The organism is Janibacter terrae NBRC 107853, assembly GCF_001591405.1.
GTDB classification, from domain to species: Bacteria; Actinomycetota; Actinomycetes; order Actinomycetales; family Dermatophilaceae; genus Janibacter; species Janibacter terrae.
In genome coordinates this window covers 806,779-818,633 of sequence record NZ_BCUV01000007.1, presented here as the reverse complement: position 1 = coordinate 818,633, position 11,855 = coordinate 806,779, and the positions used below count along the sequence as shown (strand labels likewise).

8 protein-coding genes and 2 pseudogenes are annotated in these 11,855 nt (G+C 72.8%); 8 read left to right on the top strand and 2 right to left on the bottom strand.

What is annotated here, in order from left to right; all coding sequences use genetic code 11:
- Positions 1–14 precede the first annotated feature (14 nt).
- From JT1_RS13580 to JT1_RS17980, 5 genes and pseudogenes are all read left to right on the top strand, one after another.
- Positions 15–2,189 carry a 3-hydroxyacyl-CoA dehydrogenase NAD-binding domain-containing protein gene (locus tag JT1_RS13580; RefSeq protein WP_068327490.1) on the top strand — a complete coding sequence of 725 codons (2,175 nt, stop codon included), beginning with the start codon at positions 15–17 and terminating at the stop codon, positions 2,187–2,189.
- Between the two features lie 2 nt (positions 2,190–2,191).
- Complete coding sequence (locus JT1_RS13575) at positions 2,192–3,043, top strand: CoA transferase (protein ID WP_068327488.1); 852 nt, start codon at positions 2,192–2,194, stop codon at positions 3,041–3,043.
- A 29-nt stretch (positions 3,044–3,072) separates the two neighbouring features.
- Positions 3,073–3,210, top strand: a pseudogene (locus JT1_RS17985) (acyl-CoA dehydrogenase family protein); the annotation flags it as partial.
- Positions 3,211–3,251: 41 nt separating this feature from the next.
- Entirely contained in the window at positions 3,252–4,004 is a 753-nt protein-coding gene (locus JT1_RS13570) for a histidine phosphatase family protein (RefSeq protein ID WP_068327485.1), read from the top strand.
- Positions 3,997–4,839 (top strand): annotated as a pseudogene (locus JT1_RS17980) (ADP-dependent NAD(P)H-hydrate dehydratase); the annotation flags it as partial. The gene JT1_RS13570 and the pseudogene JT1_RS17980, both read left to right, overlap by 8 nt.
- Here JT1_RS17980 and JT1_RS13565 read toward each other — a convergent pair.
- Together JT1_RS13565 and JT1_RS13560 are read right to left on the bottom strand one after the other, a co-directional pair.
- A complete protein-coding gene (locus JT1_RS13565; protein ID WP_439645750.1) occupies positions 4,783–6,195 on the bottom strand; it encodes an MFS transporter in 1,413 nt (470 codons plus the stop codon). The pseudogene JT1_RS17980 and the gene JT1_RS13565 sit on opposite strands and share 57 nt — an antisense overlap.
- The gene (locus tag JT1_RS13560) at positions 6,188–6,772 is read right to left on the bottom strand and encodes an ArsR/SmtB family transcription factor (protein ID WP_068327482.1); all 585 of its coding nucleotides are present in this window, start codon (positions 6,770–6,772) and stop codon (positions 6,188–6,190) included. The genes JT1_RS13565 and JT1_RS13560 overlap by 8 nt, the downstream gene beginning before the upstream one ends.
- Positions 6,773–6,877: 105 nt before the next feature.
- Here JT1_RS13560 and JT1_RS13555 point away from each other — a divergent pair, with 105 nt between their 5' ends.
- The 3 genes from JT1_RS13555 to JT1_RS13545 all read left to right on the top strand — a co-directional run bounded on the left by JT1_RS13555 (position 6,878) and on the right by JT1_RS13545 (position 11,845).
- Positions 6,878–8,095: an endonuclease/exonuclease/phosphatase family protein gene (locus JT1_RS13555; RefSeq protein WP_068327479.1), complete on the top strand. Its 1,218-nt coding sequence runs from the start codon at positions 6,878–6,880 to the stop codon at positions 8,093–8,095.
- A 145-nt stretch (positions 8,096–8,240) separates the two neighbouring features.
- Positions 8,241–10,829 carry a circularly permuted type 2 ATP-grasp protein gene (locus JT1_RS13550; protein WP_068327476.1) on the top strand — a complete coding sequence of 863 codons (2,589 nt, stop codon included), beginning with the start codon at positions 8,241–8,243 and terminating at the stop codon, positions 10,827–10,829.
- Positions 10,826–11,845 (top strand): transglutaminase family protein, encoded by a 1,020-nt coding sequence (locus JT1_RS13545; protein WP_068327473.1) that lies wholly within the window; start codon positions 10,826–10,828, stop codon positions 11,843–11,845. The genes JT1_RS13550 and JT1_RS13545 overlap by 4 nt, the downstream gene beginning before the upstream one ends.
- The last annotated feature ends 10 nt before the right edge of the window (positions 11,846–11,855 follow it).

The window sequence follows — 11,855 nt, the reverse complement described above, 5'->3', positions numbered from 1 at the left end:
ACCGAAGAACAGCCATGAGCGAGAACATGATCCGGTACGAGCGCGACGACGAGGGCATCGTCACCCTGACGATGGACGACCCCGGCGCCGGCGCCAACACCATGAACGACACGTACACCGCGGCGATGGGGGAGACCGTCGACCGCCTCGAGGCCGAGCGCGACGAGATCACCGGCGTGGTCCTGACCTCCGCCAAGAAGACCTTCTTCGCCGGCGGCAACCTCACCGACCTGCAGTCGGTCACCCCCGAGAGGGCCGGCGAGTTCTTCGCCGGCATCGAGCGCATCAAGTCCCAGCTGCGCCGCCTCGAGCAGCTCGGCACGCCGGTCGTCGCCGCGATCAACGGCACCGCCCTCGGTGGCGGTCTCGAGCTCGCGCTCGCGACGCACCACCGCATCGCCGTCGACGACCCCAGGATCAAGCTGGGCCTGCCCGAGGTCACCCTCGGGCTGCTGCCGGGGGGCGGCGGCGTGACGCGCCTCGTGCGGATGCTCGGCATCCAGGAGGCGCTCATGGGCTGGCTGCTGCAGGGCCAGCAGTACGCCCCGGCGCAGGCGCAGGCGAAGGGGGTCGTCGACCAGCTCGTCGCCACCCGCGAGGAGCTCGTCCCGGCCGCCAAGCAGTGGCTCCGCGAGCACCGCGACGACGAGAGCGCGGCCGTGAGGCCGTGGGACGTCAAGGGGTACAAGATCCCCGGTGGCACCCCGTCGGTCCCGAAGTTCGCGGCCAACCTGCCGGCCTTCCCCGCGAACCTGCGCAAGACGCTCAAGGGTGCCCCGACCAGGTCGCCCCGCGCGATCCTCGCGGCGGCCGTCGAGGGCGCCCAGGTCGACTTCGACACCGCGAGCCGCATCGAGTCGCGCTACATCACCGAGCTCGCCGCCGGTCGTGAGTCGACGGCGATGATCCAGGCCTTCTTCTTCGACCTGCAGGCGATCAACAGCGGCAAGCTGCGCCCGGCGGGCATCGAGAAGCGGACCGTCGGCAGGGTCGGCATCCTCGGCGCCGGGATGATGGGTGCCGGCATCGCCTACTCCGCCGCGATGGCGGGCATCGACGTGGTCCTCAAGGACGTCTCGGTCGAGGGCGCGGCCCGGGGCAAGGGCTACTCGGAGAAGCTCCTCGCCCGGCGCGTCGAGCGCGGCAAGCTCTCGGACGACGCCGCCAGCACCATCTTGGCGCGCATCACCCCGACGGCCGACGCGGCGGACCTCGCCGGCGTCGACGTCGTCATCGAGGCCGTCTTCGAGGACTACGACCTGAAGAAGCAGGTCTTCAGCGAAGTTGAGGCGGTCGTCGGCCCGGACACGCTGCTGTGCTCCAACACCTCGACGCTGCCGATCACCTCGCTGCAGGAGTTCGCGACCCGGCCCCGGGACTTCATCGGCCTGCACTTCTTCTCCCCGGTGGACAAGATGCAGCTGGTCGAGATCATCCGCGGTGAGCAGACGTCCGACGAGACGGTCGCCCGGGCGGTGGACATCGTCCAGCAGATCCGCAAGATCCCCGTGGTCGTCGGCGACGGTCGCGGCTTCTACACGAGCCGGGTCTTCGGCACACTGATCCTCGAGGGTGCCGTCGCGGTGGCCGAGGGGATCGACCCGATGGTCGTCGAGCGGGCCGCGACGAGCGCCGGCTTCCCGGCGCCGCCGCTGGCGATGCTCGACGAGGTCTCGCTGACCCTCACCCAGCACATCCGCGCGGAGGCCGAGAAGGCCGCCGCCGCGGAGGGCAGGAGCCTGCCCAAGGGCCCGGGCGAGGAGCTCATCGACAGCCTCGTGGCGGAGGGACGCAAGGGCCGCGCCGCAGGCGCCGGCATGTACGACTACCCGGCGGACGGCCCCAAGGTGCTGTGGCCGGGCCTGCGCGAGCGGTTCGCGAAGGGGACGCAGGTCCCGGTGCGCGACCTGCAGGACCGGTACCTCTTCGTCATGGCGCTGGAGACCGCGGGCTGCTTCGAGGACGGTGTCCTCACGGACGCGGAGTCGGCCAACATCGGCGGCATCTTCGGGATCGGCTTCCCGCCGCACACCGGTGGTCCGGCGACCTTCATGACCAACTACGAAGGGGGCCTGGCCGGCTTCGTCGCCCGGGCCGACGAGCTCGCCGACGCCTACGGCGAGCGGTTCCGCCCGTCGGCGTGGCTGCGCGGTCGCGTCGCCACCGGCACCCTGGTCGACCAGGCCTGACCGTGGACGCACCCCTGACCGGCGTCCGTGTCGTGTCCGTCGCGGTCAACCTGCCGGGGCCGGCCGCCGTCGCGCGGCTCACCCGGCAGGGGGCGGACGTCGTCACCGTCGTCCCGCCGGGCGGTGACCCGATGGAGCAGTTCGCGAGGGCCTACTTCGACGAGCTGCACGTCGGTCAGGAGGTGCGCCGGGTCGACCTGAAGTCCGACGCCGGCCGGGCCGAGCTCGACGAGCTGCTCGCTGCCGCAGACGTCCTCGTCACGAGCTCGCGGCCGTCGGCGCTGCGTCGGCTCGGGCTCGACTTCGCGTCCGTGCACGCGCGGCACCCGCAGGTCTGCCAGGTCGACATCGTCGGCTACCCCGGCGACGACGCGGAGACCCCCGGGCACGACCTCACGTACCAGGCCGCCACCGGCCTGCTGGGCGAAGGGGGGATGCCCGCCACCCTCGTCGTCGACCTCGCCGGGTCGGAGCGGGCAGCGGCCGAGGCCGCGGCGGCGCTCGTCGCCCGGGCCCGGGTCGGCGAAGGGGTGCGCCGCGAGGTCGCCCTCTCCGACCTGTCGGAGACGATGTCGCGCCCGCTCGCCCACGGCCTCACCGCGCCGGGCGCCCTGCTGGGCGGCGGCTTCCCGGCGTACGGCCTCTACGACGTGTCCGACGGGCGCATCGCGCTCGCGGCCCTCGAGCCGCACTTCACCGCCCGCCTGCTCGAGGTCCTCGGCATCCCCTCCGAGGAGCTCTCGCGCGAGCGGCTCCAGGCCGTCTTCGCCGAGCGCTCCGCCGACGAGTGGGAGGAGTGGGCGCAGGCCCACGACATCCCGCTCACCCCCCTTCGCGCCGCCACCGCTCCCTGACCCGCCCACCGCACGCCCGCCACCGCTCCCGCTGCCTGCAGCTCCTCGGCGGGTACGGCTACATGCTCGAGTACCCGATCGCGCGCCTGTACGCCGGCGCTCGCGTGCACAAGATCTACGGCGGGACCAACGAGATCATGGAGGAGCTGATCTCCCGCACCCTGTGAGTCCCTTCCCGCTCCGTCCGTGCGTTGTCTAAGGTCGCACCATGGGTCTGACGGATGTGATTCTCGTGCGGCACGGCCAGTCCGAGGGGAATGTCGCTGCGGAGCGCGCGCAGGCGGAGCGCAGGGACCGGATCGAGGTGCCGGCGCGGGACCCCGACGTCGTGCTGTCGCAGGTCGGGCAACGACAGGCCGACGCCGTGGGGCGCTGGTTGACCGCGCTCCCACCTGATGAGCAGCCCCAGGTGATCTGGACGAGTCCCTATCGTCGCGCTCGCGAGACGGCGGAGCGCGCCCTGGCCGTCGCCGAGGTGGACCTCGACTACCGCGTCGACGAGCGGCTTCGGGACCGCGACATGGGGATCACCGACCAGCTCACCGCGCAGGGGATCACGGCCCGCTTCCCCGAGGAGGCGGAGCGACGCCAGTGGCTGGGCAAGTTCTACTACCGCCCGCCGGGCGGCGAGTCGTGGGCCGATGTCGCCCAACGCGTGCGCGGCGTGCTGACCGATCTCGCCAACACCGAGACGCACGAGCGGGTCCTCGTCACCGGGCACGATGTCGTCCTGCTGCTCTTCTGCTACGTCGCCGAGGGCCTCGGCGAGGAGGAGGTGCTCGAGCGGGCGCGCACCAACGGGTTGCGCAACGCCGCCATCTGCCGGATCCGCCGCGACGAGGAGTCCGTGACCGGATGGGTCGTGACGGAGTACAACCTGGACTCCCACCTGCGCGAGGAGGGCGTCGAGGTGACGGATCAGCCCGGCGCCTCGGACGAGGTCGGGGCCGAGCGTGCCTGAGGAGAGCGCTCCTCGAGGGCCCGACAGCGGCGTGGTCGCGGGGGTGGAGGGCGGCTCGCCGAGGTTGCCGCGCCTGGTCACCCCGGCGCTGCTGCGGTCCTGGCCGCTGCCCGAGCCGGACGGGACCAAGTACAGCCGTGGCCTGGCCCTCGTGGTGGGCGGCTCCTGCTCGACCCCCGGCGGAGCGATCCTGGCCGGGGTCTCCGCGCTGCGGATGGGTGCCGGTCGGCTGCACCTGGCCACGGCGGAGGGGGTCGCCACGCAGGTGGCCGTCGCGGTGCCTGAGTGCGGTACGACAGGGCTGCCGCAGGACGGCCGTGGCGCCGTCACGGGGGAGGACTGCGGGGTCCTGCTCGAGCGGGAGCTGTCGCGAGCGGATGCGGTGCTCGTCGGGCCCGGACTCTCCGACGCCGAGGGCTCGGCCCGGCTCCTCCACGAGGTCGTCGGGGTGCTGCCGGAGGGCACCCCCATCGTCCTCGACGCGTTCGCGGCGACGACGCTGCCGGACGTCCCGGACCAGGTCGCCCGCGCACTCGCCGGCAGGCTCCTCCTCACCCCCAACTCCAGCGAGCTGGCCCGGCTCGTCGACCGGGGCACGCTGGCCGAGGACGACGTCGTGGATGCTGCCCTGGCCGTGGCGCGGCGGTTCGGCGCGGTGGTGAGCTGCGACAGCTGGATCGTCGCCGGGGGCGATGTCTGGCAGGTCACGACCGGGGACACCGGGCTCGGCACGTCGGGCAGTGGTGATGTCGTGGCCGGGGCCGCCCTGGGTCTGCTCTCACGGGGCGCCGGGCTGGTGCAGTCGCTGGTCTGGGCGAAGTACGTCCACGCGGCTGCCGGCGACGCCCTCGCAGCCCGCTTCGGTCGGGTCGGCTACCTCGCGAGCGAGATCCCACCGGAGCTGCCCCTCGTCCTCGGGACGCTGCGGGGCGACTGAGTCCCCGAGCGAACGCTCGGCCCGCAGCGCCGGCAGGAGGCACCACACGCCGCCCAGGCCGAAGACGCCGGCGGCCGCCATCGCGAGCTGGGTCGACGTCGCGGAGGCGAGCAGACCGGCCAGGGGCATGGTGATCGCGGTGAAGCCGAAGGCCGACATCGAGGCGAGCGACAGCACGGTCGAGCGGTTGGCCGAGCTCGCCTCGCGGTGCAGCAGCGCGTTGTAGGCCGGGCCCTGCATGCCGTGGCCGGTGTAGGCGAGCAGGTGGGCGACGACGAGGCCGATGGGGCCGACCGCCAGCGCCATGCCGATCGTCAGGACGCTGTGCACGAGCCGGCCGAGGATCGCCGCGCGGGCCACGCCCCAGCGAGCAGAGGCCCTGCCGCACGCCCACGCCCCGACCGCGAAGACGAGCCACGCGACGGCCGCGAGCGGACCCATGACGATGCCGGCGCGCTCCTCGCCGCCGAGGAGCTCGGCCATCCGCACCGGGGTGAGCGACTCCGAGGCGATGAGCGCCGTGCTCCAGAAGCACTCGAGCAGCACCAGCCCGCGCAGCACCGGGTTGTCGCGCACGAGCCGCAGACCGGACCCGATGATGCGCGGCGTGGCCCTGGCCGACGTCGCCGCGCGGGCCCAGCCCGTCGAGTCGAGGTGGGTGACCGGTTCGCGCATGAGCGCGACGACCGCGACCAGGTGGACCACCGACAGCGCCAGGCAGACGACGACCGGCAGCCACAGCGCCGAGTGCGACCCGATCGGGTGCCACGCGACGAGCCCACCGGACAGCAGCGCCCCACCGGCGATCGCCAGGCCGAGGATCGAGGTCGAGCGGGAGAGGTCCTGGTCGACGTCCGCGCCCGGACGGCTCGCGTGGACCGTGTCGACGTACCAGGCCTCCAGCGGCCCCGAGTCGAGCGCGCGGAAGACACCGGTGAGCAGGGACGCGAGGACGAAGGCGAGGAAGGACTGGGCCACGAGCAGCGCCACCATCGACGCGACGTTGGCGACCGCGGCCGCGACCAGCACCGGGCGGCGGCCGAGCGCGTCGGCGAAGCCGGACGTCGGCAGCTCCAGTGCCACGACCGCGACGCCCATGACCGCGGAGGCGGTGAGCGCCTGCGGGAGGGTCAGACCCCGCTCGAGCTGCCAGAGCGTGAAGAGCCCGACGACGAAGCCGATCGGCAGCCAGCGGGTCGTCGTCAGGGTGAGGAAGACGCGGCGGGCGGCATCGGGGGAGAGCGGCTCACGCATCCCAGGGGTCCTCGTCCTCGGTGGGGAAGCTCGAGACGATGACGGCGTAGCGGCGCTGGCCCTCCTCGAGGGGGCCGGGGGCCGGGGGATGCTCCTCGATGACCTCCCAGACGAGGGCCTCGAAGCGCTCCTGGATCCTCGCCGCCTGCTCCTCCGTCACGGGCACCTGCAGATCGCTGATCGAGGTGAGCGGGCGCCAGTCGTCGGACTCGCCCCCACGGCGGGTCGCGGCCGCCTGCATCCGGCTCGCCGAGTGTGTCACCGCCAGCTGGTGGAAGGCGTCGGTGGCGTCCCTCCCTTCGTCCGTGGTCACGTCCTCGTCGCGCACCGAGGTCGACAGCGCGCTCGCCCGCCACCAGCGGTCCCGCCTGGTGCCGAGCTCGGGCGCCTCCTCGATGAACCCGTGCTCCGCGAGCTGGCGCAGGTGGTAGCTCGTCGCGCCAGAGTTGAGCCCGAGGCGGCGCGCGACCTGGCTCGCCGTGGCGGGGCCGAGCGTGCGCAGCATGCTGAGCAGCCGCAGGCGCACCGGGTGCGAGAGGGCCTTGAGCTGGGTGATGTCGGGGACGACGGGCTCCATGGGACGAAGATAGACCGCAAAGAGATGTTTGCAAAGAGCCCTTTGCGATGCACTGTTCGCGTAGACGTCAGGCGGTGTTCTCCCTTCGCGCCTACCGTCGGGCGCATGACCCGACTCCCGAGGTACGCCGCCCTCCTCGGCGTCGCCGCCCTGGCCGCGACCGCCGCTCCCGCCACCGCCACCCCTCAGGCGAAGGCGGGTCCCGGCACCCAGACCGTGCGCTTCGCGACCTTCAACGCCTCGCTCAACCGCGCCACCGAGGGCCAGCTCGTCAACGACCTCTCGACACCCGACGACGTCCAGGCCCGCAACGTCGCCGAGACGATCCAGCGCGCGGACCCGGACGTGGTGCTCGTCAACGAGTTCGACTACTCGCCGGAGGCCGCCGAGCTCTTCCGCGACAACTACCTCGCGGTCGGCCAGCGCGGTGCGGACCCCATCGCGTACCCGTACCACTACATCGCCCCGAGCAATACGGGCGTGCCGAGCGGCCACGACCTCAACGACGACGGCCGGGTCGGCGGGGGCGACGACGCGTTCGGCTTCGGGCTCTTCCCGGGGCAGTACGGCATGGTCGTCTACAGCAAGTACCCGATCGACCTCGACCGCGTGCGGACCTTCCAGGAGTTCCGCTGGGCCGACATGCCGGGCAACCGCATCCCCACGGACTACTACTCGCCGGCCGAGCAGGCCGACCTGCGGCTGAGCTCCAAGAGCCACTGGGACCTGCCGATCGAGATCGGCCGCAAGGACGTGCACTTCCTCGTGAGCCACCCGACGCCGCCCACCTTCGACGGTCCCGAGGACCGCAACGGTCGGCGCAACGCGGACGAGATCCGCTTCTGGGGCGACTACGTCACGGGTGGGCGGACCGCCTCGTACATCCACGACGACGAAGGGGGCCGGGGCGGGCTGGCGCGCGACGCGCGCTTCGTCATCGCCGGCGACCAGAACGCCGACCCGAACGACGGCGACAGCACGGACGGCGCCATCCACCAGGTCCTCGACAACCCGCGCGTCAACACCTCGCACACCCCGACGAGCGGGGGTGGCGTCGAGGCCAGCGAGACCCAGGGCGGGATCAACGCCGAGCACGTCGGCGACCCGGCCCAGGACACGGCCGACTTCGCCGAGCCGCCGGGCAACCTCCGGGTGGACTACGTGCTGCCGAGCCGCAACCTGCCGATCCGCGACTCCGGGGTCTTCTGGCCCACGAGCGACAGCCCGCTGTACCGCCTGACCGGCACCTACCCCTTCCCGACGAGCGACCACCGGCTCGTCTGGGCGGACGTGAAGGTCGCGGGGAGCGGGACGCGACGCTGACCCCCTTCGTCCGCAGCTGAGCAGGACTTTCCTCGCCTTCGCAGGAGTTTCAAACTCTTGCGAAGGCGAGGTTTATCGGGTGACCCGATAAACCTGGGGCGCATGGGGTTCGGGGTCGGACAGGCGGGCGCGTTAGTGTCGCAACATGTCAGCTGCGGCCGTCGGTGACGATCCCTCCACGCTGCTCGACGACTACCGCGAGGTCGTCACGAGCAGCGAAGGGGTGGACGAGCTCGTCACCCTCGACGGGGTCCGCGAGGCCGCGCAGCCGCTCGCGGACCAGCTCGCCGGGGCCGGGCTGCCCGCGCTGCTCGCCGCCCGCGCGGCTGCCCGCCGCTTCGTCGCCGACGATGGCATCACCTACGGCGCCGGGGTCCCCGCGGAGGGCAGCGACGCCGCCGAGGGGCCGCAGGTCCCGACGGAGCCGCGCGAGTGGGAGCTCGACCCGCTCCCGCTGACCTTCGGCCCGGCCGAGTGGGCGCGGCTGGAGCAGGGCGTCAGGCAGCGCTCCGCCCTCCTCGACGAGGTGCTCACCGACCTCAGCGGCGAGCAGCGGTTCGTGCGCCACGGCATCCTGCCGGGCGCCGCGGTCTTCGGCCACGACGGGTGGCTGCCGCAGGCCGACGGGATCCGCGTCCCCGGACCGCGCCAGCTCGTCATGCCGGCGATGGACCTGGCCCGCGACCGCAACGGCACCTGGCGGGTCTTCGCCGACCGGACGCAGGCACCGAGCGGCGCGGGCTTCGCCATGGCCAACCGGCGGATCACCGCCCGGGTCCTGCCCGACCTGCACCGTGAGGTCGACCTCGCCCGGCTGCGCGGCTTCTTCTTCCAGGTGCACAAGGCGCTCGTCGCGGCGGCCCCCGAGACCGACGACGTGCCCCGGATCGTCATCCTCACGCCGGGCGCGCTCAGCGACGCCGCCTTTGACGAGGCCCTCCAGTCCACGGTCCTCGGCGTGCCCGTCGTCGAGTCCGAGGACCTCGTGAGCCGGGACGGCCGGATCTGGATGCGCACGACCTCCGGGCTCACCCCGGTCGACGTCATCATGCGCCGGGTCGAGGGCGACGCGGTCGACCAGCTCGACCTGCGCGGCGACTCCCGGCTCGGGCTGCCGGGCATGGTCGAGGCCGCCCGCCTCGGCAACGTCTCGATCGTCAACCCCGTCTCCTCCGGCGTCCTGGAGAACCCTGCCCTCATCCCGTACCTGCCGCAGATCTGCCGGCACGTCCTCGGCGAGGACCTCTCGCTCGCCTCGACGCAGACGTGGTGGGCCGGCGAGCCGACGCACCTCAGCCACATCGTCACCCAGCTCTCCAGCCTCGTCGTCAAGCCCGCCTCGCGCCAGGGCAACACCAACTCGATCTTCGGCTGGGAGCTGAGCGCGCAGGAGCGCGACGACCTCGCGATGCGCATCCAGGCCGAGCCGTGGCGGTGGACGGCGCAGGACCCGCTGACGATGTCGACCGCGCCCGTGGTCACGGCCGGCGGCCTCGAGCCGCGCAGCGTCGTGCTGCGCACCTTCGCCGTCGCCGACGAGGACGACTACGCGGTCATGCCCGGTGGTCTCGCCCGGGTCGCCGTGCGCCCCGACTCCGGGGCGATCTCGAGCATCAGCGGGGCGATGAGCAAGGACGTGTGGGTCCGCGCGGACCCCGACGCGCCGCGCGAAGGGGAGGTCCTCACCTTCCCCAGCGTCCAGGGCGGGACGGCGAGCGGCTACGCAGCCCCGGCACCGCGCGTCGCCGCCGACCTGTACTGGATGGGCCGCTACGCCGAGCGGGCCGAGGCCGCCGCCCGGCTGCTGCGCGTCGCCGACAACCTCGTCGACGACCACGCGGCCCGGCCGGGGACGACCGGCCACACCGCGATGCTCGCGATCCTCGACGCCGTCACCGAGGTCATGTCGGTCTCGCCCGGGTTCCAGGGCGAGGGCGCCGCGGCTCGCCGCGAGGACCCGCTGCCGTACCTGCGCGAGCTGACGCTCGAGCCGCGGGTCGTCGGGTCGGTCGCCTACAGCACCCACCGCGCCGTCATCGCCGCCCAGGCCGTGCGCGAGAGCCTCTCGCTCGACACCTGGCTGGTCATGTCGCGCCTCGAGCGCACCCTCCAGCACGCCGTTCCGCAGGACGACCTGCAGGAGCTGCTCATGGAGACCATCGAGGGCCTGCTCGCGCTCGCGGGCATCGGGGTCGAGTCGCTCATCCGCGACCCCGCCTGGGCCTTCACCGACGCCGGCAAGCGGGTCGAGCGCGCCCAGCAGACGATCCGGCTGCTCTCCAGCGTGCTCGCCGTCGAGCGCGCGCCCGTCGTCGAGGGCACGACGACCGAGGCCGCGCTCATGGCCGCAGAGTCCGTCATCACCTACCGGCGGCGGCTCACCGGTGGACTCGGGAGCCTGTCCTCGCTCCAGGCGGCCGTCGACCTGCTCCTGCGGGACGTCACCAACCCGCGCTCGGTCGCCTTCCAGGTCGAGCGGCTCGTCGAGGCCCTCGACCTCATCGACGACGAGGACGCGCTGCCGCTGGCGCGCGAGCTGATGGAGCGGATCGCGGTCCTCGACCTCGACGAGCTCTTCGCCGACGCCCGCGCGCCCCTCGGCGAGGCACTCACCCGGCTCGGCAACGACCTGCGCACGATCCACCGCACGATCGACGCCTCGTACTTCAGCCGCAAGACCCCGGGACGCAGTGTCCAGTGGGTCCAGTGGAACGGTGGGGAGGAGTCCTGGTGAGCATCGACAACACCTCTGTCCCCCCGCACCCGCCGGCCCCCGAGCCGGTCGCCACCGGCAACCCGCTGGTCCCCGTCATCAAGCCGGAGCACCACACCCTTCGTCGGTACGAGGTGCGCCACCGCACGACGTACACGTACGAGGAGTACGTGACCGACTCCTTCGGCCGGGCGCTGCTGCGGCCGCGGGAGACCGCGCAGCAGCGGGTCGTCGAGCACTCCGTCGAGATCGTGCCCGAGCCGCACATCCACACCGAGCACGTCGACCACTTCGGCAACCACTCGAGCTTCTACGAGGTGCGCACGCCGCACACCGTGCTCGACGTGTACAAGCGCAGCCTCATGGAGATCGAGTGGCCGCCGCCGGACATGGGCCGGCTGGACGCGTGGACGGTCGCGGAGGTCGCCGAGCTCGTCGACGCCGGCGAGGGGATCGACCGGGCCGAGGCGGCGCAGTACCTGCTGCCGTCGGCGCTCGTCGAGATCGCACCCGAGGTCATCGCCTACTCGGCCGGCATCCTGCCCCCGGACCGGCCCTTCGGCGAGGCCCTCGTCGCGCTGTACTCCGACATCTACCGCGACTTCACGTACGCCAAGGGCACGACGAGCGTGAAGACCACGCTGCCGGAGCTGCTCGCCCAGCGCGAGGGCGTCTGCCAGGACTTCGCCCACCTCGCCGCCGGCTGCCTGCGCGCCGTCGGCATCCCCGGCCGCTACGTCTCGGGCTACATCGAGACCCGGCCGGCGCCGGGCAAGGTCAAGCTGCAGGGCTCGGACGCCTCGCACGCGTGGGTCGCGGCGATGACCCCCGACGGCGACTGGGTCGACCTCGACCCGACCAACAACCACTTCGCCGACTCGCGCTACATCGTCACCGGCTGGGGGCGGGACTTCCGCGACGTCTCGCCGCTCAAGGGCGTGATCTTCGGCGAAGGGGGTGGGTCCAGCCTCAAGGTCGGCGTCGACGTCATCCCCCAGGACGGGTCGGACCCGCGCGCCGGGAAGACCCCGCAGTAACCTGACGACC

Excerpts from the sequence above, each read along its gene's own strand:
- JT1_RS13580 (WP_068327490.1), top strand. The coding sequence starts at position 15 with ATGAGCGAGAACATGATCCGGTACGAGCGCGACGACGAGGGCATCGTC.
- JT1_RS13570 (WP_068327485.1), top strand. The coding sequence starts at position 3,252 with ATGGGTCTGACGGATGTGATTCTCGTGCGGCACGGCCAGTCCGAGGGG.
- JT1_RS13565 (WP_439645750.1), bottom strand. The coding sequence starts at position 6,195 with ATGCGTGAGCCGCTCTCCCCCGATGCCGCCCGCCGCGTCTTCCTCACC.
- JT1_RS13560 (WP_068327482.1), bottom strand. The coding sequence starts at position 6,772 with ATGGAGCCCGTCGTCCCCGACATCACCCAGCTCAAGGCCCTCTCGCAC.
- JT1_RS13555 (WP_068327479.1), top strand. The coding sequence starts at position 6,878 with ATGACCCGACTCCCGAGGTACGCCGCCCTCCTCGGCGTCGCCGCCCTG.
- JT1_RS13550 (WP_068327476.1), top strand. The coding sequence starts at position 8,241 with ATGTCAGCTGCGGCCGTCGGTGACGATCCCTCCACGCTGCTCGACGAC.